The following is a 21,624-nucleotide window of genomic DNA, read 5'->3' on the forward strand; positions in this document are numbered from 1 at the left end:
GACGTGACCGGCTCGATCGAGCTGCCCGAAGGCAAGGAAATGGTCATGCCGGGTGACAACGTGTCGATCACCGTGAAGCTGATCAACCCCATCGCCATGGAAGAAGGCCTGCGCTTCGCCATCCGCGAAGGCGGTCGTACCGTTGGCGCCGGCGTCGTTGCCAAGATCATTGCTTAAACGCCCTCAGGGGCATCGCCAGTAGGGGTATAGCTCAATTGGCAGAGCGTCGGTCTCCAAAACCGAAGGTTGTAGGTTCGATTCCTACTGCCCCTGCCACCCAGCAGGATATTTCCGGGAGCTGGATCCGGATCTGTTGAGTGGTTGACAAGCCCACCGAAGTCGATAAGACCTCTGGTGGGCTTGCGTGTCTCAAGCTTTCGGGTTTTGAGCGCGTTTTTTGAAAAGTTTTGTCTGGATTTTCATGGCCACCTCCGAAGTACAAACCGTCCACACCGGCGCCGACAAGGCCAAGCTGGCGGCTGCCATCGTGCTGTTGTTGGGCTCGTTTGTTGCCTTCTATCTGCTGTCTTCCCGTGGCGCGCTGGCCCAATGGGCGGTCCTGATCGTTGGTATCGCGGCGGCGGTGGTGGTGTTTGGCGTGTCCGAGTCGGGCAAGCAATTGGTTGCTTTCGGCCGTGACTCCTGGCGCGAAGTGAAGAAGGTTGTCTGGCCTGCCCGCAAGGAAGCGATCCAGATGACGGCATATGTGTTCGCCTTCGTGCTGGTGATGTCGCTCTTTTTGTGGCTCACCGACAAGACGGTCGAATGGCTGTTCTACGACCTGATCCTGGGCTGGAGAAAATAATGACCGAGCAAAACAGTCCCGTGACCGACGGTGTGGCCGCAGAGGGCATGCGCTGGTATGTGGTCCATGCCTACTCGGGCATGGAAAAAGCCGCTGAGCGAAACATCGTCGAGCGGATCAACCGCGCCGGGATGCAAGACAAGTTCGGCCGCATCCTCGTGCCCACCGAGGAGGTGGTCGAGATGAAGAACGGCCAGCGCCGCACCACCGAGCGCAAGTTCTTCCCCGGCTATGTGCTGGTGGAAATGGTGATGGACGACGACACCTGGCACTTGGTCAAGCACACCAACAAGGTGACCGGTTTCGTGGGAGGTGCCAAAAACCGCCCGGCACCGATCTCCGAGGAAGACGTTCAGAAGATTGTCAACCAGATGCAGGAAGGCACCGACAAGCCGCGCCACAAGGTGGAGTTCGTCGTCGGCGAGTACGTGCGCGTCAAGGAAGGCCCGTTCACCGACTTCAACGGCACAGTCGAAGAAGTCAACTACGAGAAGAACAAGATGCGCGTGTCGGTGACCATCTTCGGTCGCGCGACGCCCGTCGAGCTCGAATTCAGCCAGGTCGAGAAGACCTGATCGTTTCAGGTGCTGGCGGGTCGGCCCGACGCCAGCGCTGTTGAAGTTCTCCGGGTCCCCAACCGCGAGGAGGTTGTCCACCGTGGCAACCGTCTGCACTCGCAGGAGCTAAAAAATGGCGAAAAAAATCGTCGGCTTCGTCAAGCTGCAAGTCCCAGCTGGCAAGGCCAACCCATCCCCTCCGATCGGCCCGGCACTGGGTCAGCGCGGCCTGAACATCATGGAGTTCTGCAAGGCGTTCAACGCCCAGACCCAGGGCGTTGAGCCAGGTCTTCCGTTGCCCGTGGTCATCACGGCGTATGCGGACAAGAGCTTCACCTTCATCATCAAGACGCCTCCGGCGACCACCTTGATCAAGAAGGCGATCAAGCTCGACAAAGGCTCTTCGGTGCCCAACAAGAACAAGGTCGGCAAGATCACGCGCGCACAGCTCGAAGAGATCGCCAAGACCAAGATGAAAGACATGACCGCTGCCGATGTGGACGCTGCCGTGCGCACCATCGCCGGTTCGGCCCGCTCGATGGGCGTGATTGTGGAGGGCGTGTAAATGGCCAAGCTGACCAAAAAACAGAAAGCCTTCGAAGGCAAGGTCGACAGCAACAAGCTGTATGCCCTGACTGAAGCCATCGCCATCATCAAGGAATGCGCGAACGCCAAGTTTGACGAATCCATCGACGTGGCCATCCAGCTCGGCGTGGACGCCAAGAAATCCGACCAGGTGGTGCGTGGCGCCGTCGTGATGCCCAACGGCACCGGCAAGACCAAGCGCGTGGCCGTGTTCGCCCAAGGCGCCAAGGCCGAAGAAGCCAAGGCCGCTGGTGCCGACATCGTCGGCATGGACGATCTGGCTGCCGACATCAAGGCCGGCAACATGAACTTCGACGTGGTGATCGCCTCGCCGGACGCCATGCGCGTCGTCGGTACCCTGGGTCAGATCCTGGGTCCGCGCGGTTTGATGCCCAACCCGAAGGTCGGCACCGTCACGCCCGACGTTGCACAAGCCGTGCGCAACGCCAAGGCCGGTCAGGTCCAGTTCCGTGTCGACAAGGCCGGCATCGTGCATGGCACGATCGGCCGCCGTTCGTTCGAAGCCGACAAGCTCCAGGGCAACCTGGTGGCGCTGCTCGACGCGCTGACCAAGGCCAAGCCGGCCACCAGCAAGGGTGTGTACCTGCGCAAGGTGGCTGTGTCGTCGACCATGGGCGTCGGCGTTCGCGTGGACATGCAATCCATCTCGGCTTAACTCACGAGAGAAGCGCAGAGAGAAAGAATTCGGGGGACTCAGGTCGCCCGGGTGTGGTGGGCCCAGGAGGCGGTTGTCATGACCAGCTCCTGGGGCCATCCAAGACCGTTGGTGTCGGGTGAAACCCTCCGGGGTGGCCCTCGACTTAATTGTGACAAGCCAACGCAGATGGCGATCCCGCTGCAGATGGAATTCGTTCCGAAACAGTTGATCGCTGCAATGAGGCGTGCCCCAGGTCCCAGGACCGCGGGCACATTTAAGGAGTAGACCTTGAGTCTGAATCGCAGTGAGAAAGAAGCGGTCATTTCCGAAGTGACCAGCCTCGCCGCAAAAGCTCAAACGCTCGTGATGGCGGAATACCGTGGCATCACGGTCGCGAACATGGACAAACTGCGCGTCACAGCCCGCAGCAATGGTGTGAGCCTGAGCGTGTTGAAAAACACCCTGGCCCGCCGTGCGGTGGCTGGCAGCGCATTTGAAGTGGCCGCCGACCAGATGACCGGTCCGCTGATCTATGGATTTTCTGTTGACGCCGTGGCCGCCGCGAAAGTGGTGGCCGAGTTCGCGAAGACCAACGACAAGTTGGTCATTCGCGCCGGTGTGTATGCAGGCAAAGTCCTGGACGTCAATGGCGTGAAGCAGCTCGCAAGCATCCCTTCGAAAGAAGTGCTGATGGCTCAGCTGTGTGGCTTGCTGATGTCGCCCATGTCGCGTACGGCCGTTGTGCTGGGCGCGCTGGCGGCCAAAAAAGGCGAAGGCGCTGCCGCTCCGGCAGAAGAAGCGGCCGCCGCCTGATCGGCGCGGTACGTTCGTTCAACCAATTGTTAGGAAATCAAAATGGCATTCGATAAAGACGCATTTTTGACCGCGCTGGACAGCATGACGGTCATGGAACTCAACGACCTGGTGAAAGCCATCGAAGAGAAGTTTGGCGTGAGCGCAGCCGCCATGGCCGCACCCGCAGCCGGTGGTGGCGGTGCCGCCGCTGTGGCTGAAGAGAAGACCGAATTCAACGTCGTGCTTCTCGAAGCCGGCGCCAACAAGGTCTCGGTCATCAAGGCCGTTCGCGAAATCACCGGTCTGGGCCTGAAAGAAGCCAAGGACCTGGTCGACGGCGCCCCGAAGAACGTGAAAGAAGGCATTGCCAAGGCCGACGCCGACGCAGCCCTGAAGAAGCTGGTGGAAGCCGGCGCCAAGGCCGAGCTGAAGTAATTCGCTTGGGCCACCGAGGCTGGAGTGCCCGAAAGGGCCTCCAGCCTTCTGTGCTTTCAGAGCACACCCTCGCCAGCGCCTTCGGCACTGGCGGAGTGTCTTGATGAAACACCGCTAAGCAGATTTTTCAAGTCTGCTTAGCAGTGTTTTCTGACCCCGACTGCAGAAAACGACTTGGTTCGGGCCTGTGTGCAACGCACAGGCCGTCCGCCAATGGTTGGTAGAGGCCAGCCACCAAGAAAGCCACCAGGAATCTGTCCTCCTGGTAGGCAAGACAGTCGCCGCAGACCTCAAGCCCGGAGATCTCATGGCCCCAGCATCGAAATACTCATACACCGAACGCAAACGCATCCGCAAGAGCTTTGGTACCCGCGAAAACGTTCTCGCGATTCCTTACCTGTTGCAGATGCAAAAGGACGCCTACACCGCGTTCCTGCAAGCCGACAACGCGCCAAAGAAGCGCACCAACGAGGGCCTGCAGGCGGCGTTTGAAGCCGCTTTCCCGATCGTCTCCCACAACGGTTTTGTGGAGATGAAGTTCGTTGAGTACAACCTGGCCAAGCCCGCCTTCGACGTGCGCGAATGCCAGACCCGTGGTCTGACCTTCGCCTCTGCAGTGCGCGCTCGCGTACAGCTCATCATCTATGACCGCGAGTCCTCGACCGCGCAGTCCAAGGTGATCAAGGAAGTGAAAGAGCAAGAGGTCTACATGGGCGAAGTGCCCCTGATGACCGAGAAGGGCTCCTTCATCATCAACGGCACCGAGCGTGTCATCGTGTCGCAGCTGCACCGCTCGCCCGGTGTGTTCTTCGAACATGACAAGGGCAAGACGCACAGCTCGGGCAAGCTGTTGTTCTCGGCTCGCATCATCCCTTACCGCGGTTCGTGGCTCGACTTCGAATTCGACCCCAAGGACGTGCTGTTCTTCCGGGTTGACCGCCGCCGCAAGATGCCGGTCACCATCCTGCTCAAGGCCATCGGCCTGACGCCGGAAACCATCCTGGCCAACTTCTTCGTCAACGATCACTTCCGCGTGATGGACAGCGGCGCTCAGATGGCCTTTGTGCCCGAGCGCCTGCGCGGTGAAGTGGCCCGTTTCGACATCACCGACAAGGCCGGCAAGGTCGTGGTCGCCAAGGACAAGCGCATCACCGTGCGCCACACCCGCGAACTCGAGCAGTCGGGCACCACGCACATCAGCGTGCCTGAAGACTTCATGATCGGCCGCGTGGTTGCGCGCAACATCGTGGACGAGGACACCGGCGAGATCATCGCCAAGGCCAACGAAGAGTTGACCGAAGTGCTGCTGAAGAAGCTGCGCACCGCCGGTGTGCAGGACCTGCAGTGCCTCTACACCAACGAACTCGACCAGGGTGCGTACATTTCGCAGACCCTGCGCATCGACGAGACCGCCGACGAGTTTGCCGCGCGCGTGGCCATCTACCGCATGATGCGTCCCGGCGAGCCGCCAACCGAAGACGCGGTGCAGGCCCTGTTCCACCGCCTGTTCTACAACCCGGACACGTACGACCTGTCGCGCGTGGGCCGCATGAAGTTCAACGCCCGCGTCGGCCGCGACGAATCCACCGGCCCCATGGTGCTGTCCAACGAAGACATCCTGGCCGTGGTCAAGATCCTGGTGGACCTGCGCAATGGCCGTGGCGAAGTCGATGACATCGACCACCTGGGCAACCGCCGCGTGCGTTGCGTGGGCGAGCTCGCCGAGAACCAGTACCGCACTGGTCTGGCGCGTATCGAAAAGGCCGTGAAAGAGCGTCTGGGCCAGGCCGAGCAAGAGCCACTGATGCCGCACGACCTGATCAACTCCAAGCCGATTTCCGCGGCCCTCAAGGAGTTCTTCGGTGCCTCGCAGCTGTCGCAGTTCATGGACCAGACCAACCCGCTGGCCGAGATCACCCACAAGCGCCGCGTGTCGGCCCTGGGCCCGGGCGGTCTGACCCGCGAACGCGCCGGCTTCGAGGTGCGCGACGTGCACGTGACGCACTACGGTCGCGTCTGCCCTATCGAGACGCCTGAAGGTCCGAACATCGGCCTGATCAACTCGCTGGCTCTGTACGCTCGCCTGAACGAGTACGGTTTCATCGAGACCCCGTACCGCCGTGTGATCGAAGGCAAGGTCACGAATCAGATCGACTACTTGTCGGCCATCGAAGAAGGCAAGTACGTCATCGCGCAGGCCAACGCCACGCTCGACGGCGAAGGCCGCCTGACCGGCGACCTGATCTCCGCGCGAGAAAAAGGCGAGTCGATCCTGACCCCGTCCGACACCATCCAGTACATGGACGTGTCGCCGGCGCAGATCGTGTCGGTAGCCGCTTCGCTCGTGCCGTTCCTGGAGCACGACGATGCGAACCGCGCGCTGATGGGCGCCAACATGTCGCGCCAGGCCGTGCCTGTGCTGCGTCCTGAAAAGCCGTTGGTGGGCACCGGTATCGAGCGCGTTGCCGCGATCGACTCGGGCACCGTGGTGACCGCGACCCGCGGTGGCAAGGTCGACTATGTGGACGCGACCCGCATCGTGGTTCGCGTGAACGACGCTGAAGCGGTGGCCGGCGAAGTGGGTGTGGACATCTACAACCTCATCAAGTACCAGCGTTCAAACCAGAACACCAACATCCATCAGCGTCCCATCGTGAAGAAGGGCGACATGCTGGCCAAGGGTGACGTGATCGCCGATGGCGCATCGACCGACCTGGGCGAGATCTCGATCGGCCAGAACATGCTGATCGCCTTCATGCCCTGGAACGGCTACAACTTCGAAGATTCGATCCTGATCTCCGAGAAGGTCGTGTCCGAAGACCGCTACACCTCGATCCACATCGAGGAACTGGTGGTGATGGCGCGCGACACCAAGCTGGGCGCGGAAGAAATCACCCGCGACATCCCCAACCTGGCCGAGCAGCAGCTCAACCGCCTGGACGACTCCGGCATCATTTACGTGGGCGCCGAAGTGCTGCCCGGCGACGTGCTGGTCGGCAAGGTCACGCCCAAGGGTGAGACCACGCTCACGCCTGAAGAGAAGCTGCTGCGCGCGATCTTCGGCGAGAAGGCTTCCGACGTGAAGGACACCTCGCTGCGTGTGGATCAGGGCTCACAGGGCACCGTGATCGACGTGCAGGTGTTCACCCGCGAAGGCATCACGCGCGACAAACGCGCCCAGCAGATCATCGACGACGAGCTCAAGCGTTTCCGCCTGGACCTGAACGACCAGTTGCGCATCGTGGAGGCCGACGCCTTCGACCGGATCGAGAAGCTGTTGATCGGCAAGCTGGCCAACGGCGGTCCGAAGAAGCTCTCCAAGGGCACGACCATCGACAAGGCCTACCTGGACGACGTCGAGAAGTACCACTGGTTCGACATCCGCCCGGCCGACGAAACCGTTGCTGCCCAACTGGAGTCGATCAAGAACTCGATGGAGCAGACGCGCCACAGTTTCGACCTCGCGTTCGAAGAAAAGCGCAAGAAGCTCACGCAGGGCGACGAGCTGCCTGCGGGCGTGCTCAAGATGGTCAAGGTCTACCTGGCCGTCAAGCGCCGCCTGCAGCCGGGTGACAAGATGGCCGGCCGCCACGGCAACAAGGGCGTGGTCTCCAAGATCGTGCCCGTGGAAGACATGCCCTACATGGCCGACGGCACACCCGCCGACATCGTGCTGAACCCGCTGGGCGTGCCTTCGCGCATGAACGTGGGTCAGGTGCTCGAAGTCCACCTGGGCTGGGCCGCCAAGGGTCTGGGTCAGCGCATCGGCGACATGCTGCAAGCCGAAGCCAAGGTCTCCGAGCTGCGTGGCTTCCTCGACACCATCTACAACCAGGCCGGCAAGAAAGAGTCGCTCGGCGACATGAGTGATGCTGAAGTGGTCGAGATGGCCGAGAACCTCACCACCGGTGTGCCGTTTGCGACCCCGGTGTTCGACGGTGCTTCGGAAGACGAGATCCGCACCATGCTCAAGCTGGCTTATCCGGACAACATCGCCGAGATCAAGGGGCTCACCGCCACCCGCACCCAGGCGCAGCTGTACGACGGCCGCACGGGTGACGCTTTCGAGCGCCAGACCACCGTGGGTTACATGCACTTCCTGAAGCTGCACCACCTGGTCGACGACAAGATGCACGCCCGTTCGACCGGTCCTTACTCCCTCGTTACCCAGCAGCCGCTGGGCGGCAAGGCGCAGTTCGGTGGTCAGCGTTTCGGCGAGATGGAGGTGTGGGCGCTGGAAGCCTACGGCGCCTCGTACATCCTGCAGGAAATGCTCACCGTCAAGTCCGACGACGTGCAGGGCCGCACCAAGGTCTACGAGAGCATCGTCAAGGGCGAGCACACGATCGACGCCGGCATGCCCGAGTCGTTCAACGTGCTGGTCAAGGAGATCCGCTCGCTGGGTATCGACATCGAGCTCGAGCGCTCCTAATTCACCGAAAAGGAAAGAGTCACATGAAATCTTTGCTCGACCTGTTCAAACAGTTCACACCCGACGAACATTTCGATGCGATCCGCATCGGTCTGGCCTCGCCGGAAAAAATCCGCTCGTGGTCCTTCGGTGAAGTCAAGAAGCCCGAGACCATCAACTACCGCACGTTCAAGCCCGAGCGTGACGGCCTGTTCTGCGCCAAGATCTTCGGCCCCATCAAGGACTACGAATGCCTGTGCGGCAAGTACAAGCGTTTGAAGCACCGCGGTGTCATCTGCGAGAAGTGCGGCGTTGAAGTCACGCAGACCAAGGTGCGCCGCGAGCGCATGGGTCACATCGATCTGGCCGCGCCTTGCGCCCACATCTGGTTCCTGAAATCGCTGCCATCGCGTCTGGGCCTGATCCTGGACATGACGCTGCGCGACATCGAACGCGTGCTGTACTTCGAAGCCTACGTGGTGACCGACCCCGGCATGACCCCGCTGAAGAAGTTCGGCATCATGAGCGAGGACGACTTTGACGCCAAGCGCAAGGAATTTGGCGACGAATTCGTGGCCAAGATGGGCGCCGAAGGCATCAAGGAACTGCTGCAGGCCATCGACCTCGACATCGAGATCGAAAAGCTGCGCAACGACCTGACCGGCTCCGAGCTCAAGATCAAGAAGAACGCCAAGCGCCTGAAGGTGCTGGAAGCCTTCAAGAAATCGGGCATCAAGCCCGAGTGGATGGTGCTCGACGTGCTGCCCGTGCTGCCGCCGGACCTGCGTCCACTGGTGCCGCTGGACGGTGGCCGCTTCGCGACCTCCGACCTGAACGACCTGTACCGCCGCGTCATCAACCGCAACTCGCGTCTGCGCCGCCTGCTGGAGCTGAAGGCGCCTGAAATCATCGCGCGCAACGAGAAGCGCATGCTGCAGGAAGCGGTGGACTCGCTGCTGGACAACGGCCGCCGTGGCAAGGCCATGACGGGCGCCAACAAGCGCGCGCTCAAGTCCCTCGCCGACATGATCAAGGGCAAGAGCGGTCGTTTCCGCCAGAACTTGCTGGGCAAGCGCGTCGACTACTCGGGCCGTTCGGTCATTGTGGTCGGCCCAACGCTCAAGCTGCACCAGTGCGGCCTGCCCAAGCTGATGGCCCTGGAACTGTTCAAGCCTTTCATCTTCTCGCGCCTGGAAGCCATGGGCATCGCGACCACCATCAAGGCCGCGAAGAAGGAAGTTGAAGCCGGCACGCCGGTGGTGTGGGACATCCTGGAAGAGGTGATCAAGGAGCACCCGGTGATGCTCAACCGCGCACCGACGCTGCACCGCCTGGGCATCCAGGCGTTCGAGCCCATCCTGATCGAAGGCAAGGCGATCCAGCTGCACCCATTGGTCTGCGCCGCGTTCAACGCCGACTTCGACGGTGACCAGATGGCTGTTCACGTGCCGCTGTCGGTGGAAGCGCAGATCGAAGCGCGCACCCTGATGCTGGCGTCGAACAACATCCTGTTCCCGGCCAACGGCGAGCCTTCCATCGTCCCGTCGCAAGACGTCGTGCTGGGTCTGTACTACGCCACCCGCGAGCGCATCAACGCCAAGGGCGAGGGCATGATCTTTGCCGATCTGTCCGAGCTGCAGCGCGCACTCGACAACGCGGTGGTGGAAATCACCGCCAAGATCAGCGTGCGCCTGACCCAGCAGACGCTGGACAAGGCCACGGGCGAGTGGACGCCATCGACCACGCTGGTGGACACCACCGTGGGCCGTGCTCTGCTCTCCGAGATCCTGCCGCGTGGCCTGCCTTTCGACGTGCTGAACAAGGCGCTGAAGAAGAAGGAAATCTCGCGCCTGATCAACACCTCGTTCCGCAAGTGCGGTCTGAAGGAAACTGTGGTGTTTGCCGACAAGCTGTTGCAGAACGGCTTTCGTCTGGCCACGCGCGCCGGTATCTCGATCGCCGTGGACGACATGCTGGTGCCCAAGGAGAAGCCGGCCATCATCGACCGCGCCGAGAACGAGGTGAAGGAAATCGCCCAGCAGTACGCTTCCGGTCTGGTGACCGCGGGCGAGCGCTACAACAAGGTGGTGGACATCTGGGGCAAGGCCGGTGACGAGATCTCCAAGGTCATGATGGCCCAGCTGGCCAAGCAGAAGACCACCGACCGCCACGGCAAGGAAGTGGACCAGGAGTCGTTCAACTCCATCTACATGATGGCCGATTCGGGTGCGCGTGGCTCTGCCGCGCAGATCCGCCAGCTGGCCGGCATGCGCGGCCTGATGGCCAAGCCTGACGGCTCCATCATCGAGACCCCCATCACGGCGAACTTCCGTGAAGGCCTCAACGTGTTGCAGTATTTCATCTCGACCCACGGTGCTCGTAAAGGCCTGGCCGACACCGCGCTTAAGACCGCGAACTCGGGATACCTCACGCGCCGCCTGGTGGACGTGACGCAGGACTTGGTGGTCAACACACAAGACTGCGGCACCACCAACGGCACGTTGATGCGCGCCATCGTTGAAGGTGGTGAAGTCATCGAGTCGCTGCGCGACCGCATCCTGGGCCGCACCACGGCCGAAGAAGTGACCCACCCGGAAACGCGCGCCCTGCTGGTGCCGGCCGGCGAGATGCTCGACGAAGACATGCTCGACATGCTCGAAGCCGCCGCGGTGGACGAAGTGAAAGTGCGCACCGCACTGACCTGCGAAACCCGCTTCGGCATCTGCGCCAAGTGCTATGGCCGCGATCTGGGACGTGGTGGTCTGGTGAACATCGGTGAAGCGGTTGGTGTGATCGCCGCCCAGTCCATCGGTGAACCCGGCACGCAGCTGACCATGCGCACCTTCCACATCGGTGGTGCGGCGTCGCGTGCGGCGGTGGCCTCCAGCGTGGAAGCCAAGTCCAGCGGTGTGATCGGCTTCAACGCCACGATGCGCTACGTGACGAACACCAAGGGCGAACTGGTGGTGATCTCGCGTTCCGGCGAAATCATCATTCACGACGAACATGGCCGCGAGCGCGAGCGCCACAAGGTGCCGTACGGTGCCATCCTGTCGATCAAGGCCGATCAGAGCATCAAGGCCGGCGCCATCCTGGCGAACTGGGACCCGCTGACCCGCCCGATCATCACGGAATTCGCCGGTCAGGTGCGTTTCGAGAACGTCGAGGAAGGCCTCACCGTGGCCAAGCAGGTGGACGATGTCACTGGTCTGTCGACCCTGGTGGTGATCGATCCGAAGCGCCGCGGCGTGGCCAAGGTAGTGCGTCCACAGGTCAAGCTGATCGACGGTTCGGGCAACGAAGTGAAGATCCCGGGCACCGACCACTCGGTGACCATCGGCTTCCAGATCGGTTCGCTGATCCAGGTGCGCGACGGCATGGACGTGGGCCCTGGCGAAGTGCTGGCCCGCATCCCGGTTGAAGGTCAGAAGACGCGCGACATCACCGGCGGTCTGCCGCGTGTGGCCGAGCTGTTCGAAGCCCGAAGCCCGAAGGACAAGGGCATGCTGGCCGAGATGACCGGTACCGTGTCGTTCGGCAAGGAGACCAAGGGCAAGGTTCGCCTGCAGATCACCGACCCCGAAGGCAAGGTGTGGGACGACCTCATCCCCAAGGAGAAGAACATCCTGGTGCACGAAGGCCAGGTGGTCAACAAGGGCGAGAGCGTCGTGGACGGCCCGGCCGACCCGCAGGACATCCTGCGCCTGCTGGGCATGGAAGAGCTGGCCCGCTACATCGTCGACGAAGTGCAGGACGTCTACCGCCTGCAGGGCGTGAAGATCAACGACAAGCACATCGAGGTGATCGTTCGCCAGATGCTGCGCCGCGTGGTCGTGGACAGCGTGGGTGATTCGAACTACATCGCCGGTGAACAGGTCGAGCGTTCGGAGATCCTCAACACCAACGACGCGCTGCGTGCCGATGGCAAGCTGCCGGCGGTGTTCAGCAACATCCTGCTGGGCATCACCAAGGCGTCGCTGTCGACCGACTCGTTCATCTCGGCGGCTTCCTTCCAGGAAACCACCCGGGTGCTGACCGAGGCGGCCATCATGGGCAAGCGCGACGAGCTGCGTGGCCTGAAGGAAAACGTGATCGTGGGTCGTCTGATCCCGGCCGGTACCGGCATGGCTTACCACGAAGCGCGCAAGGTCAAGGAAAAGATGGACGACGAAGAGCGCCGTGCCATCGCCGAAGCCGATGCCGTGTCGCTGGCGGCCGATCAGGCCGAGCAAGCCGACGCGTCAAGCACCAACGAGTCGGCGGAATGAGGTTCACCCCCGCGGCGCTGCGCGCCACCCCCTGAAGGGGGCAACACCTGCGGCCCGGCGGGGCCGGTTCCGCGGTGTTTCTGGTCAGCTCCCCCGCTGGCTTACAAAAAGCCCCCGGTCATCCGACCGGGGGCTTTTTTCATGGTGATGTCTCGCGCGCGCGCGGTGTGCCGCAGGTATATTGGCCCCGCCTGCCGGGGGGCGGGGTCACATACAAGGAGTTCCGAACATGTCCGTTTCGCTGTGGGTCATGCTGGCCGTGGGGTTGGTGGTGTTCTTCTGGGGTGTCGGGGCCTACAACCGCCTGGTGCGGCTGAAGAACGGCATCGCCAACGCATTCGGTCAGATCGACGTGCAGCTCAAGCGCCGCTACGATCTGATTCCCAATCTGGTGGAAGTGGCGCGCAAGTACCTTGCACACGAGTCCCAGACGCTGGAGGCCGTGATCGCCGCTCGCAACCAGGCCCGCACCGCCGAACAGACTGCGGCCGCCAGCCCACTCAACGCGGGAGCGCTGGGCGCACTCGCGGGCGCAGAGCAGTTGCTCGGTGGCGCGCTGGGCCGACTGTTCGCCGTGGCCGAGGCTTACCCCGATCTCAAGGCCGATCAGACCATGCGCGACTTGAGTGAAGAGCTCTCCAGCACCGAGAACCGCATCGGTTTTGCACGCCAGGCCTACAACGACAACGTGCTCGAATTCAACGACGCGGCCGCACAGTTCCCCGCCCTGATCGTGGCGCGCCTGTTTGGCTTTCTGCCGCAAGCCATGCTGGAGTCCACCACCAGTGACGCCGAGCGCCAAGCCTTGCGAATCGAGATCTGACCCTCGATTCAAAGCGCGGCCCGGCCATGCGGTTCTTCGAATTCCAGCGCGAAGCACGGGGCGAGACCACGCGCCTGTTGTTTGCCTTTGGCCTGACCGTGGTGCTGCTGGTGGTGGCGGTCAACGTGGCCCTGGCACTGGCCTGGGGCCTGACCTGGGGTTTCTGGATGCCGGGCGCGCTCACCTACCCGCGCCATTTCTTCGCGGTCAACACCGGCGTCACTCTGCTCTTTGTGCTGGGCGGCTGGTGGGTGGAGACCTCGCGCCTGAGCGAGGGGGGTGGCGTGCGCCTGGCCGAGCAACTGGGCGCGCGACCCGCACAGCCGTCGGGCAACTTTGACGAGCAGCGGTTCTGCAACATCGTCGATGAGATGGCCATTTCTTCCAATGTGAAAAGGCCACAAGCCATGGTGGTGGCTCGCGACCAGGGCATCAATGCGTTCGCCGCCGGGTGGGACGAAGACGACGCGGTGGTGGCGGTCACCCAGGGTGCGCTCGACCACCTCACGCGCGAGGAACTGCAAGGACTGGTGGCGCACGAGTTCAGTCACATCGGCGAGGGTGACACGCGGCTGAACATGCGGCTGGTCGGCATGGTGTTCGGTCTGGAGATGCTCTACCGCATGGGCCAGACCCTGTTCGAGCCGGACACCCAGGACCGGCGCATGGCCGCCTCGCTCATCGGGCTGGCCATCATGGCCGCAGGCTGGCTGGGCTGGGTGGCCGGGCATGCCTTGCAGGCCGCTGTCTCCCGTCAGCGCGAGCACCTGGCCGATGCACGCGCGGTGCAGTGGACGCGCAGCCGCGATGGCCTCGGCGGCGTGCTGCGCAAGATCCTGACCCAGCAGCAAGCGGGTGTGGAGACGCGCGCCGTGGGTTCGGTGGTGCAGCACATGCTGCTGGTGGCCAACGAGTCGGGCAAGGTCGCGGGCTGGTTTGATTCCCATCCGCCCCTCAACGAGCGGATCCGCCGCATCTACGGCCGTAGCCTGGGCCCGCTGCCGCTGCAACGCGAGACAGAGCCCGAGGCCGTTCCGCCAACCGCAGCCCCCGGCGCCGACGCCCCGGGCTGGACCTTGGTCTGAGGTGGCCGCGCCGGCGAGCGGTGCTGGTACCCTCACCGCTCCCACCCACCTTTTGCCCGGAACCTGATTGACCGCCTCGGCCGCTTCTTCCCCAACCGCCTCGCGTCCATCCGGCGCGCCCTTCGGGCCCAGCCTCGCCACCCAGCTGCGTCATACCGCGCGCTGCGTGCGGGCGGTGGAGCAGGGGCAGTCGCTCAGTGACGTGCTGCCACAGGTGGCGCCCGAGCTTCGACCGGGCGTGCAGGCACTCACTTTCCATGTGCTGCGCCATCTGGGAACGGCCCGCGCACTGGTGGAGCAACTGGTGCAACGCAAACCCGACGCTGCGGTGCAGGCCCTGCTGTGCAGCGCCCTGAGCCTGATGCTTGAAGACATCGAAACGGGTTCGTCGAGTGGCCTGCACTACGAGGCCCACACGGTGGTCAACCAGGCGGTGGACGCGGCTCGGCAGGACCGCGGCACCGCGCGTCAGGCGGCGTTCATCAATGCCTGTCTGCGCCGCTTCCTGCGCGAACGCCCGGCGCTCATGGCTGCGGCCATGCGCCAGCCGGTGGCGCGCTGGAACCACCCGCTGTGGTGGATCGAGCGCCTGCAGCGCGATCACCCCGAACATTGGCAGGCCATCCTGGAGGCCAACAACCAGCCCGGTCCCATGACGCTGCGCGTCAACCGCCGCCGGGTTGAGCGCACTGCCTACCAACGGGATTTGCAGGCGATCGGCGTGGCCTCCACCCCGGTGGGCGACGACGGGCTGGTGCTCGACGCGCCGCAGCCGGTGGAACGTCTGCCCGGCTTTGCGCAAGGCCACTGCTCGGTGCAGGACGCCGCGGCCCAGCTGGCAGCAACGCTGCTGCTGGACGGCCGGGACTGGAGCTCCGCGCACCGCGTGCTCGACGCCTGCGCCGCGCCCGGCGGCAAGACCGCCCACCTGCTGGAGCGTGCCGACGTGAGCTTGCTGGCCCTGGACGTGGACGCCCGCCGCTGCGAACGTGTCGACGACACCTTGAAGCGCTTGGGGTTGAGCGCCGAGGTGCGCTGCGCCGATGCGGCCAAGCCCGCCACCTGGTGGGATGGGGAGCCGTTCGACGCCATCCTGCTCGACGCTCCGTGCACCGCCTCCGGCATCGTGCGCCGCCACCCGGATGTGCGCTGGTTGCGCCGCGCCAGTGACGTCGACCAGCTGGTCAGGGTCCAACGCGGTTTGCTGGAAGCGCTCTGGCCGATGCTCAAACCGGGAGGGCGCCTGGTCTACGCCACCTGCTCCGTGTTCCGCGCCGAAGGGGCTGAACAGGTACAAGCGTTCCTTGAGCGCCACACCAACGCTGTGCATCGGCCCTCTCCAGGTCATTTGCTGCCCGGTTCGGCTGCCCCGCAGGGACAGTTCAACGACAATCCGTTGGGTGGATATGACGGATTTTTTTACACCTGCATCGACAAGGCCCAACCTTGAACTGTCGCCGCGCCAGACGCGGTGGGTGGGTGGCGTGATCCGTTGGCGCGTGGCTGTGTGGGTGACCAGGCTCATGGGTCTGTGGGTGCTCACCCTGGGCCTCCTGGTTCCGGCGCAGGCCCAGAAACCGCAGGTGTTCCAGCTCAACCTGCAGCGCACGCCCGAGGCGCTGTACCTCTCGGGACGCATGGAGCTGTCTCCCGACCAGGTCGTGGAGGAGGCGCTGCTCAAGTCGGTTCCGCTGTATTTCGTCTGGCAGGCCGATGTCTACCGTGAGCGCTGGTATTGGGCCGATCGGCGCATCGCCAGCGTCACCCGCATCTTGCGTCTGGCCTACCAGCCCCTCACCCGGCGCTGGCGTGTGAGCCTGGCGAACGACGCGGGCGCCAGCGCCGGTGGGGCCGGACTGCAATACGCCTTGCACCAGAACTACGACTCCCTGGCCGACGCCTTGGCCGGGGTGGCTCGCGTTACCCGGTGGAAGATCGTCGAGGCCGCGCGCCTGCCCGATGACGAGCGCCACTACGTCGACTTTGCCTTTCGCCTCGACCTGTCCCTGTTGCCGCGACCGTTCCAGATCGGTGTGGGCACCCAGCGGGAGTGGAACATCGAGGTTCGCGACCGGATCGAGGTCTCCCATCGGGCCGAGCCCGACCGACCGCCAGCGCCCGCGGCCCCGGAGGTCGACAGTATGGAAGTCCCGGCCAGTGCCCGGGTCGATGCGGAAACCACCTCCCCGGTCCGCTGAAGTCCCTGTGCGCCAGCGCGCCCACCCCACCTCACCGTGAACCCAGACCCCACGACCTCCACGAATCGCAAGCGGCCAGGCGCTGTGCGCTGGGCTATCGGTGCGGGTCTGGTTTTCATGACCGGCGTGGGCATGGTGCTGCTGTTTCTGCTCACCCTGGCCACGCGCAACCGCGCCCTCTACGAACAGAACTTCGGCTGGTTGGTGGCCATCAATGTGGCGGTGGCGGGCTTCCTGCTGCTGGTCATCGTGTGGCTGGGCGTACGGCTGGCCATGCGTTTCAGGCGCGGCAAGTTCGGCAGCCGCCTGCTGATCAAGCTGGCGGCCATCATTGGTCTGGTCGGCGTGCTGCCCGGCTTGTTGATCTACACCGTGTCGTACCAGTTCGTCTCGCGCTCCATCGAGAGCTGGTTCGACGTGCGCGTGGAGTCTGCGCTGGCCGCAGGCCTCAACCTCGGCCGCACCACGCTGGACACGCTCACCGCCGACCTCAGCAGCAAGACCCGCGTGGCCGCCGAAGGCCTGGGGCGCACACCCAATTCATCGGCCGTGCTCGCGCTGGAGCGTTTGCGCGAGCAACTCGGCGTGACCGATCTCGTGCTCTGGAGCGCCTCGGGCCAGGCGCTCGGCAGTTCTGGTCTCTCGCGTTTCGATCTCAGCCCCGAGCGGCCCAGCGCTGCCCAGTTGCGCAGCGTGCGCAACTCGCGTGTGGTGGCGCAGATCGAGGGGCTCGACGAGGGCGCCGATGGCGAAATGGAGGCCATGCTGGCGGCTGGGCAGGCGCGCATCAAAGTGCTGGCGCTGGTGAGTCCGCCCAGTTTCGGCTTCGATGCCGAGCCACGCTTCCTGCAGGTGGTGGCACCCCTGCCGGCCGCGTTGGTGGCCGACGCGCTGGCCGTGCAGGTGGCCAACCGCGAGTACCAGGAACGCGCGCTGGCCCGCGAGGGGTTGCGGCGCATGTACATCGGCACGCTCACACTGGCACTGTTTCTGGCGGTGTTCGGCGCGGTGCTGCTGGCGGTGCTGCTGGGCAACCAGTTGATCCGTCCGCTGCTGGTGCTGGCCGAAGGCATGCGCGAGGTGGCCATGGGCGATCTCTCGCCCAAGAAATCACTCCCGTCGCGCGACGAGCTCGCCGGCCTCACGCGCACCTTCGCTCTCATGACGCAGGACCTGGCGGACGCGCGTGCCGCCGTGCAGCAAAGCATGGAACAAGTGGACGCCGCGCGCGACAACCTGCAGACCATCCTGGACAACCTCACGGCGGGTGTCGTGGTGCTTGACAGCCAAGGCCGCCTGCAAAGCGTCAACCCCGGCGCCGCACGCATCCTGCGCACGCCACTGGCCCTTCACATGGGCGAGCCGTTGGCCGAAGTGCCCGGGCTGGAGGCGTTTTCCACCGGTGTGCTGCAGCAGTTCGAGCGGTTCCTGTCCGATCAGACGCCGCACGAAGGTGGGTACTGGCAGCAGTCGTTCGAACTCAGCGCCAACGGCACCACCCCGTTCGACGAAGGCATCACCTTGATTGCGCGCGGCGCGCTTCTTCCCAACAGCGAGCGCCTGCTCGTGTTCGACGACGTCTCCGAAATGGTCTCGGCCCAGCGCGCCAAGGCCTGGGGTGAAGTGGCTCGGCGCCTGGCGCACGAGATCAAGAACCCGCTCACGCCCATTCAGCTGTCTGCCGAGCGCCTGGCCATGAAGCTCGACGGCAAGGTGCAGCCCGCCGAGCAGGCCATCCTCAACAAGTCGGTGCGCACCATCGTCGATCAGGTCGACGCGATGAAGCGGTTGGTCAACGAATTTCGCGACTATGCGCGACTGCCCGCCGCGCAGTTGCAGCCGGTTGACCTCAACGCCCTCGCGCGCGACATCCTCTCGCTCTACGACAACGCCGCCGTGCCCGTGCACCTGGAGGCCGCCGACGATCTGCCCATGGCCCAGGCCGACCCCCAGCAGGTGCGCCAGATCCTGCACAACCTCGTGCAGAACGCCCAGGACGCCATGGCCGGTGTGCCCGATGCGCAGGTGGTGCTGCGCACGCGCCGCTCCGATTCCGGCCAGTGGGTGCGCTTGTCGGTGCTGGACCAAGGCCCCGGTTTTGCCGAGCACATTCTCAAGCGCGCGTTCGAGCCCTACGTGACCACCAAGGTCAAAGGCACCGGGCTGGGCCTGGCCGTGGTGAAAAAAATCATGGATGAACACGGCGGGCGCGTGGACCTCAGCAACCGCGTGACCGAAGGCAAGGTGATCGGCGCGCAAGTGTCGTTATCATTCGCAGTTGCCAATTGACAACAAGTACCGAGGGAAACACACCACGCCATGGCAACAATTCTGGTTGTAGACGATGAACTGGGCATCCGGGACTTGCTTTCCGAAATCCTGAACGACGAAGGTCACACAGTCGAACTGGCCGAGAACGCGGCCCAGGCCCGCGCCGTGCGCGCCCAGTTGCGCCCCGACCTCGTGTTGCTCGACATCTGGATGCCCGACACCGATGGTGTGACGCTGCTGAAAGAATGGGCCAGCACGGGCTTGTTGTCGATGCCGGTGATCATGATGAGTGGTCACGCCACCATCGACACTGCGGTCGAAGCCACGCGCATTGGCGCCACCGCCTTTCTTGAAAAGCCCATCACCATGGCCAAGCTGCTCAAGGCGGTGGACCAGGGCCTGAACAAGGCGCCACCCAAGGCCAGCCCCATCGCTGCGCCCACTCGTCTGGTCTCGGGCCTGTCGATGGACCTCACGGTTGAAGCCGCCATGACCGGCAGCACCTTGCCCGAGCCGGTGATGGACATGGGACCGCAGTCATCGCAGTCCTTCAACCTGGAAGGTCCGCTGCGCGAAACCCGCGACGAGTTCGAGAAGGCCTACTTCGAATACCACCTGGCCAAAGAGTCTGGGTCCATGACCCGCGTGGCCGAGAAGACCGGTCTGGAGCGCACCCACCTCTACCGCAAACTCAAACAGCTCGGCGTCGATCTGGCGCGCAGCAAACGCAACGCGCTTTGAGTGCTGCAAGGCTCGAAATCGAGGTCTCGGAAGCTGATACAATCTCGCTTCTCTCGAAGGCCCGGTAGCTCAGTTGGTAGAGCAGCGGATTGAAAATCCGCGTGTCGATGGTTCGATTCCGTCCCAGGCCACCAAACTTCTCGCAAAAGCCCATCCACCGCGATGGGCTTTTTCGTTTCCGGATCGGCCAGCACGGCATTGATCCAAGGCCTGCGCCCCTCCTGACGATTGGACTCCCCATGACCCATGCCAACCCGATCACCGGGCTTGATGACTTGCTGGCCCGCTTCACCCAGGGGCTCAGCACCCGAACACTGCGTCATGTGGCGGAGGAGGCGCGGCTCGATGGTGAGAGCCTGAAGGATGCCGTGGAACGGTATGAAATCGACTATGCGTGGCATGTGCTCGGATCGCAGCGCTTGCTGGATGCCTGCGTCTATGCGTTGGGCACCGCGTTCGGCCAGCCGGTGAACGGCACGCAGCACAACAGCGTGCGCGAGATCCTGCAAGCCGCAGCGGCCGCGCAGCCTGCGGACAACCTGATGAGTTTCGACAACGACGTGCCAGCACTGTTGGCGGCACTGATGGCCCCCCGTTTGGCCATCCGGGAATCACCCCTGGCCGAATCCACTTGAGCGACTGAGCCGCGCGGAACCAGTCCGCAGATGCGCGCTCAGGGCGTGCCGAGACTGTCGAGCAGTTTCTGTGCGTCGGCGGCTGCGGGGAAGTTGGGCGTCAGCGACAGCGCCTCCTGCAGTGTCTTGCGTGCTTGCGCCTTGTCGCCGGCTTCGGCGAGGGCCTTGCCGAGGTGGTAGCGGATCGATGGATCCTTGGGAGCCAATTCCGTTGCAGTCTTGAATGAGGCGATGGCCCCTTTGCGGTCGCCCTGCGTAAGCAACACGGTTGCCAGCGTGTCATGAAACTGCGCCGCGCGCGGCACCGCTGCAACTGCGCGGCGTGCCCAACCCTCGGCCTGCTTCAGGTTCTGCTTGCGCTCGACGGCCAGCGCTGCGAGGTTGTTCAGTGCAACGGGCTGCTTCGGGTCAAGCACGATGGTCCGTTGATATGCCTGTGTCGCGGCATCGAGTTGGCCGCGCTGCTGCTGGATCATGCCGGCGCGCAAGTGCGGCAGTGCCAGCTTGGGCGCCAGCTGTGCGGCTCGCTCGTAATGCTTCAGGGCTGGCTCGGGCAAGCCTCGGCTGTCCAGCAGATCGCCCTTGAGGATGAGCGCTTCGACGAGGCTCGGCTGAATCCTCAGTGCCTGGTCCACGGCTGCCATCGCTGCGTCAGGTTGTTGTCGCGCGAACTCGGCGCGTGCCAATGCCACCAGCGGGAGCGGATTGCCCTTGGCCAGTGACACAGCCCGAGTCAATTCCGCCGCCGCCGCCGCCGGGTAGCCGGCTTTCAGCAGCGCCTGCCCCAGTGCATAGCGTGCGCCCGGGTGCTCGGGCGAGATCGTGAGCGCCTCGCGGTAGAGCACGATGGCGCCTTCAGCGTCACCGCGCGAGAGCAGCATGTCTGCCAGATCGATGCGCGGGCGCAAAGCCTTCGCATCCAGCGCAGCCGCCTGTTTCAAGGCCACTTCAGCTTCGGCGTGTCGGCCCTTGAGTGCCAGAAACCGGCCCCAGGACGCTTGTGCATTGGCGTCCTTCGGGTCGGCTTTCACCGCCTGTTCGATCCATCGGCCGGCGTCATCGACTCGCCTGGAGAGGAACGCGACCTCGCCCAGACCCAGCAGCGCCGAGACCATCTTGGGGTCCTGTCGCAGCGCGCTGCGAAAGTTGGACTCGGCGACCTTCAGATCACCCTTGCCCAGGGCCTCGATGCCGCGCTGATAAGCCTCTGTTGTCGCACCGCTGCCTGGCTTGGATATGTCGTTCACCACCGGCGCTGCCACGAGGTCGTCGGTGGTGCCTGCCAGCAGGACAATCACCAGCGCCACAACGGGCAGTGGCCGAAAAGAAGCAAAGCGGAGCTGGTGTTTCATGAAGT

Annotated in this window: 16 protein-coding genes, 2 tRNA genes and 1 pseudogene; 18 read left to right on the forward strand and 1 reads right to left on the reverse strand. The window is 63.9% G+C overall.

What is annotated here, in order from left to right; genetic code table 11:
• The 18 genes and pseudogenes from tuf to ASE11_RS05330 all read left to right on the forward strand — a co-directional run.
• Positions 1–177, forward strand: a pseudogene (gene tuf, locus ASE11_RS25220) (elongation factor Tu); the annotation flags it as partial.
• A gap of 23 nt (positions 178–200) precedes the next feature.
• Positions 201–276: transfer RNA gene (locus tag ASE11_RS05250), tRNA-Trp, on the forward strand.
• Between the two features lie 145 nt (positions 277–421).
• Positions 422–805 carry a preprotein translocase subunit SecE gene (gene secE, locus ASE11_RS05255; protein WP_056267416.1) on the forward strand — a complete coding sequence of 128 codons (384 nt, stop codon included), beginning with the start codon at positions 422–424 and terminating at the stop codon, positions 803–805.
• Positions 805–1,380 carry a transcription termination/antitermination protein NusG gene (gene nusG, locus ASE11_RS05260; RefSeq protein WP_056267420.1) on the forward strand — a complete coding sequence of 192 codons (576 nt, stop codon included), beginning with the start codon at positions 805–807 and terminating at the stop codon, positions 1,378–1,380. Before secE ends, nusG begins: the two co-directional genes overlap by 1 nt.
• A gap of 115 nt (positions 1,381–1,495) precedes the next feature.
• Complete coding sequence (gene rplK / locus ASE11_RS05265) at positions 1,496–1,927, forward strand: 50S ribosomal protein L11 (RefSeq protein WP_056267423.1); 432 nt, start codon at positions 1,496–1,498, stop codon at positions 1,925–1,927.
• Positions 1,928–2,623: a 50S ribosomal protein L1 gene (gene rplA, locus ASE11_RS05270; RefSeq protein WP_056267428.1), complete on the forward strand. Its 696-nt coding sequence runs from the start codon at positions 1,928–1,930 to the stop codon at positions 2,621–2,623.
• 270 nt (positions 2,624–2,893) lie between these two features.
• Entirely contained in the window at positions 2,894–3,418 is a 525-nt protein-coding gene (rplJ, locus tag ASE11_RS05275; RefSeq protein ID WP_056267432.1) for a 50S ribosomal protein L10, read from the forward strand.
• A 42-nt stretch (positions 3,419–3,460) separates the two neighbouring features.
• Positions 3,461–3,835 (forward strand): 50S ribosomal protein L7/L12, encoded by a 375-nt coding sequence (gene rplL, locus ASE11_RS05280; protein WP_056267435.1) that lies wholly within the window; start codon positions 3,461–3,463, stop codon positions 3,833–3,835.
• Between the two features lie 307 nt (positions 3,836–4,142).
• Positions 4,143–8,267: a DNA-directed RNA polymerase subunit beta gene (gene rpoB, locus ASE11_RS05285; RefSeq protein WP_056267438.1), complete on the forward strand. Its 4,125-nt coding sequence runs from the start codon at positions 4,143–4,145 to the stop codon at positions 8,265–8,267.
• 23 nt (positions 8,268–8,290) lie between these two features.
• Positions 8,291–12,514, forward strand: a complete 4,224-nt coding sequence (rpoC, locus tag ASE11_RS05290) for a DNA-directed RNA polymerase subunit beta' (protein ID WP_056267442.1) — start codon at positions 8,291–8,293, stop codon at positions 12,512–12,514.
• Between the two features lie 229 nt (positions 12,515–12,743).
• Positions 12,744–13,337, forward strand: coding sequence for a LemA family protein (locus tag ASE11_RS05295; RefSeq protein ID WP_056267445.1), 594 nt, complete (start codon positions 12,744–12,746; stop codon positions 13,335–13,337).
• Positions 13,338–13,363: 26 nt separating this feature from the next.
• Positions 13,364–14,422 carry a M48 family metalloprotease gene (locus ASE11_RS05300; RefSeq protein WP_056267448.1) on the forward strand — a complete coding sequence of 353 codons (1,059 nt, stop codon included), beginning with the start codon at positions 13,364–13,366 and terminating at the stop codon, positions 14,420–14,422.
• 67 nt (positions 14,423–14,489) lie between these two features.
• Positions 14,490–15,872, forward strand: coding sequence for a 16S rRNA (cytosine(967)-C(5))-methyltransferase RsmB (gene rsmB, locus ASE11_RS05305; RefSeq protein ID WP_056267451.1), 1,383 nt, complete (start codon positions 14,490–14,492; stop codon positions 15,870–15,872).
• Positions 15,829–16,620: a DUF4390 domain-containing protein gene (locus tag ASE11_RS05310; protein WP_082585544.1), complete on the forward strand. Its 792-nt coding sequence runs from the start codon at positions 15,829–15,831 to the stop codon at positions 16,618–16,620. The genes rsmB and ASE11_RS05310 overlap by 44 nt, the downstream gene beginning before the upstream one ends.
• Before the next feature lie 36 nt (positions 16,621–16,656).
• Positions 16,657–18,909, forward strand: coding sequence for a sensor histidine kinase (locus ASE11_RS05315; RefSeq protein WP_056267459.1), 2,253 nt, complete (start codon positions 16,657–16,659; stop codon positions 18,907–18,909).
• Between the two features lie 30 nt (positions 18,910–18,939).
• On the forward strand, positions 18,940–19,632 hold the full coding sequence (locus ASE11_RS05320) for a response regulator (RefSeq protein WP_056267463.1): 693 nt from the start codon (positions 18,940–18,942) through the stop codon (positions 19,630–19,632).
• 58 nt (positions 19,633–19,690) lie between these two features.
• Positions 19,691–19,766, forward strand: a tRNA-Phe gene (locus ASE11_RS05325).
• Between the two features lie 105 nt (positions 19,767–19,871).
• The gene (locus ASE11_RS05330) at positions 19,872–20,267 is read left to right on the forward strand and encodes a hypothetical protein (protein ID WP_056267467.1); all 396 of its coding nucleotides are present in this window, start codon (positions 19,872–19,874) and stop codon (positions 20,265–20,267) included.
• 38 nt (positions 20,268–20,305) lie between these two features.
• Here ASE11_RS05330 and ASE11_RS05335 read toward each other — a convergent pair whose 3' ends face one another.
• Entirely contained in the window at positions 20,306–21,619 is a 1,314-nt protein-coding gene (locus ASE11_RS05335) for a tetratricopeptide repeat protein (protein ID WP_056267471.1), read from the reverse strand.
• Positions 21,620–21,624 lie beyond the last annotated feature (5 nt).

It is taken from the genome of Hydrogenophaga sp. Root209 (assembly GCF_001428625.1).
Classification (GTDB): domain Bacteria; phylum Pseudomonadota; class Gammaproteobacteria; order Burkholderiales; family Burkholderiaceae_C; genus Hydrogenophaga.

Bases quoted from the DNA above. Each gene is read 5' to 3' on its own strand.
- rpoB (WP_056267438.1), top strand. From the start codon at position 4,143: ATGGCCCCAGCATCGAAATACTCATACACCGAACGCAAACGCATCCGC.
- ASE11_RS05320 (WP_056267463.1), top strand. From the start codon at position 18,940: ATGGCAACAATTCTGGTTGTAGACGATGAACTGGGCATCCGGGACTTG.
- ASE11_RS05310 (WP_082585544.1), top strand. From the start codon at position 15,829: ATGACGGATTTTTTTACACCTGCATCGACAAGGCCCAACCTTGAACTG.
- ASE11_RS05295 (WP_056267445.1), top strand. From the start codon at position 12,744: ATGTCCGTTTCGCTGTGGGTCATGCTGGCCGTGGGGTTGGTGGTGTTC.
- ASE11_RS05335 (WP_056267471.1), bottom strand. From the start codon at position 21,619: ATGAAACACCAGCTCCGCTTTGCTTCTTTTCGGCCACTGCCCGTTGTG.
- ASE11_RS05300 (WP_056267448.1), top strand. From the start codon at position 13,364: ATGCGGTTCTTCGAATTCCAGCGCGAAGCACGGGGCGAGACCACGCGC.
- nusG (WP_056267420.1), top strand. From the start codon at position 805: ATGACCGAGCAAAACAGTCCCGTGACCGACGGTGTGGCCGCAGAGGGC.
- rplL (WP_056267435.1), top strand. From the start codon at position 3,461: ATGGCATTCGATAAAGACGCATTTTTGACCGCGCTGGACAGCATGACG.
- rplA (WP_056267428.1), top strand. From the start codon at position 1,928: ATGGCCAAGCTGACCAAAAAACAGAAAGCCTTCGAAGGCAAGGTCGAC.
- rpoC (WP_056267442.1), top strand. From the start codon at position 8,291: ATGAAATCTTTGCTCGACCTGTTCAAACAGTTCACACCCGACGAACAT.
- ASE11_RS05330 (WP_056267467.1), top strand. From the start codon at position 19,872: ATGACCCATGCCAACCCGATCACCGGGCTTGATGACTTGCTGGCCCGC.
- rplK (WP_056267423.1), top strand. From the start codon at position 1,496: ATGGCGAAAAAAATCGTCGGCTTCGTCAAGCTGCAAGTCCCAGCTGGC.
- secE (WP_056267416.1), top strand. From the start codon at position 422: ATGGCCACCTCCGAAGTACAAACCGTCCACACCGGCGCCGACAAGGCC.